4 protein-coding genes and 3 tRNA genes are annotated in these 2,568 nt (G+C 38.7%); 6 read left to right on the top strand and 1 reads right to left on the bottom strand.

Annotated features, from left to right (window positions below; translation table 11 throughout):
• The 3 genes from ACEW8U_RS03160 to ACEW8U_RS03170 all read left to right on the top strand — a co-directional run.
• A partial coding sequence (locus ACEW8U_RS03160) for a metallophosphoesterase (protein ID WP_373520582.1) occupies positions 1 to 744 on the top strand: 744 nt, incomplete at its 5' end.
• A 46-nt stretch (positions 745 to 790) separates the two neighbouring features.
• A complete protein-coding gene (locus tag ACEW8U_RS03165; protein WP_373520583.1) occupies positions 791 to 1,207 on the top strand; it encodes a DUF4174 domain-containing protein in 417 nt (138 codons plus the stop codon).
• 123 nt (positions 1,208 to 1,330) lie between these two features.
• The gene (locus ACEW8U_RS03170; RefSeq protein ID WP_373520584.1) at positions 1,331 to 1,561 is read left to right on the top strand and encodes a hypothetical protein; all 231 of its coding nucleotides are present in this window, start codon (positions 1,331 to 1,333) and stop codon (positions 1,559 to 1,561) included.
• Between the two features lie 6 nt (positions 1,562 to 1,567).
• Here ACEW8U_RS03170 and ACEW8U_RS03175 read toward each other — a convergent pair whose 3' ends face one another.
• Positions 1,568 to 1,984 (bottom strand): CBS domain-containing protein, encoded by a 417-nt coding sequence (locus ACEW8U_RS03175; RefSeq protein WP_373520585.1) that lies wholly within the window; start codon positions 1,982 to 1,984, stop codon positions 1,568 to 1,570.
• Between the two features lie 253 nt (positions 1,985 to 2,237).
• Here ACEW8U_RS03175 and ACEW8U_RS03180 point away from each other — a divergent pair.
• The 3 genes from ACEW8U_RS03180 to ACEW8U_RS03190 all read left to right on the top strand — a co-directional run bounded on the left by ACEW8U_RS03180 (position 2,238) and on the right by ACEW8U_RS03190 (position 2,525).
• A tRNA-Pro gene (locus tag ACEW8U_RS03180) sits at positions 2,238 to 2,311 on the top strand.
• A 44-nt stretch (positions 2,312 to 2,355) separates the two neighbouring features.
• Positions 2,356 to 2,415, top strand: a tRNA-OTHER gene (locus ACEW8U_RS03185).
• Positions 2,416 to 2,465: 50 nt separating this feature from the next.
• Positions 2,466 to 2,525: transfer RNA gene (locus ACEW8U_RS03190), tRNA-OTHER, on the top strand.
• The last annotated feature ends 43 nt before the right edge of the window (positions 2,526 to 2,568 follow it).

Raw genomic sequence — 2,568 nt, forward strand, 5'->3', positions numbered from 1 at the left:
GGCTTTACAATCACTCAGATTTCGGATATACATTCAGGAAGTTTCAAAAATCCTGTTGCAGTTCAAAAAGGAATTGATTTGGCCAAAGCCCAGAATTCCGATCTTTTTGTATTTACCGGAGATTTGGTAAACCATAAGGCTGAAGAAATTGAGCCCTTCTTATCACAGTTCGAAGCCATTAAAGCGCCGTATGGTCAATTCTCAATTTTGGGAAACCATGATTACGGTGATTATGTGAGTTGGCCAAATAAAGAAGCCAAACATGAGAATTTAAATAATCTGAAAAAGCAGCATGCTAAACTAGGGTACAGATTGCTTTTGGATGAAAATGTTATTATTGAGAAAGACGGACAAAACTTGAAATTATTGGGTGTTGAAAATTGGGGTATAGGCTTTAAATCACAGGGAGACTTGGAAAAAGCTTTGGAAGGAACAGTTGAAGAGGATTTCAAAATCCTGCTTTCCCATGATCCATCCCACTGGGACGCAGAGGTGAAAAAACATAGCAATACGATCCATTTGACCTTGTCGGGGCATACACACGGCATGCAGTTTGGGATAGAAACACCATTTCTAAAGTGGAGTCCTGTTCAATACCGTTACCCAAATTGGGCTGGGCTTGCAAAAGAATCAGGCAAATATCTGTATGTCAACCGGGGCTTTGGATTCCACGCATTTTCGGGAAGAGTAGGCATTTGGCCGGAAATTACCGTAATTGAACTTAGAAGGGGTAGTGGAATTTGATTTAAACCCAGAAGAACATAAATTTAACTTTGGATGTTAACCTGATATGATTTTCTTCTACTTATTATTACTTGCGATACTTCCCAATTCATTTGAGGAGGAGATAACTTTGGATAATTTGAAATGGAAAAACAGGGTAGTTTTGTTCTTTCCAGATTCCTCTCAGCGTGAAAATTTGGATTTTGATTTTTTGAAAGAGGAACTTCGGGATAGGAAACTGATATATTTTATTTTTAATGAAGATGGAATTTTATCAAACTCAGATTTCACATTTTCTGCTGAACAGCAAAAATCAATCACCTCAAAATACCAAATGGGATCCACCAAAAATTGTTGGGTTTTGATTGGATTAGATGGGGGTGTTAAGGTCAAAAAAGAAGGTGACTTGGATTGGGATTTTATTTTTAGGACTGTAGATTCGATGCCGATGAGAAGGTCTGAAAGAGGAAGGGGCGTGGGCTGAAATGATAATTCTTCCGAAAAATATTTTTTTCATTTTTCTTAAAAATACTTTAAAATAAAGCAGTTGAGGGCTTTTTTTTATCAAACTCTTTTATAGATTTGATTAGCTAAAACCCTTAATCTGATGAAATTCTTTTATCTCGCTACGAAAAACAATAATGATGGTCAGTTTGAAATTCATGACCGGGAGTGCCCAAATATCCCCAACATTTTGGAGAGGGATTATCTGGGTCCATTCAACAATTCCATGGAAGCATATAGGCATGCTAAGCTTATGAATCCGGAAGCTGTGATGTGCAAAAACTGTTGTAAAGAAGTTCGGAAAACGCTCGTTGTTTCCTCCGATTTTTACTGAGAATATTTAATATTGTTGCAGTAAATATTTGATAACATCAGTAGTGGTGACAATACCCCTCAGTTCGTCTTCTTCCACTACAGGAAGTGCATGAAATTCTTCATTAGCAAAAATCTCTGCTACGTCCTTAACTGAGTCTGTTATGGATACGACTTTCGGTTTTGAGGTCATTACTTGTGGAATGCTTAAGATTTCCAAAACTGCCTCATCCGCACCTTCCTGATTATCGAACAAAGCACCAAATGTAAGCCTGTTAATATCTGTTCTGCTGATCATACCGGATATCTTTTTACCTGTAAGTACGGGTAAATGCCTTATTTTATGTTTTCTGAACAATTCAATCACTCTGGCCAATTTCTCGTTCTCCTGAACGGTAAAGACATTTGAAGTCATAATATCTTTAACTGGTTCTCGCTTTTTCATGGCTACTTTGGTTAGGTTTAATATTGCTAAGCTAGTAAGTAAAGTGACTCCAAAGACTGATTAAAATCATTTTTTGGATTGATTTTAATTGTTTTTGCCCAAATCAAATTGTCTTATCTTCAATGAGTTGTTGCCATTCTCTAAATGTAAATCGGAATTAATTGGAAACTGATTTCAGATTATAAAATGAAAACACTAATTTCGAACCCGAATCGGGGAGGATATCGTTCCTGAAAATAATTAATGGAAAATTCGGGGTGTAGCGCAGCCTGGTAGCGTACTTGCATGGGGTGCAAGGGGTCGCTGGTTCGAATCCAGTCACTCCGACAGAAAGAAAGCTCACAGAGATGTGGGCTTTTTTTATTACACACTGCGCAGTCTGGTAGCGTGTCCCGACTTGGGTCGGGAAGGTCGCTGGTTCGAATCCAGTCACTCCGACAGAAAGAAAGCTCACAGAGATGTGGGCTTTTTTATTACACACTGCGCAGTCTGGTAGCGTGTCCCGACTTGGGTCGGGAAGGTCGCTGGTTCGAATCCAGTCACTCCGACAGAAAGAAAGCTCACAGAGATGTGGGCTTTTTTTG

The organism is Aquiflexum sp., from assembly GCF_041751335.1.
In the GTDB taxonomy this organism is placed as follows: Bacteria; Bacteroidota; Bacteroidia; order Cytophagales; family Cyclobacteriaceae; genus Aquiflexum.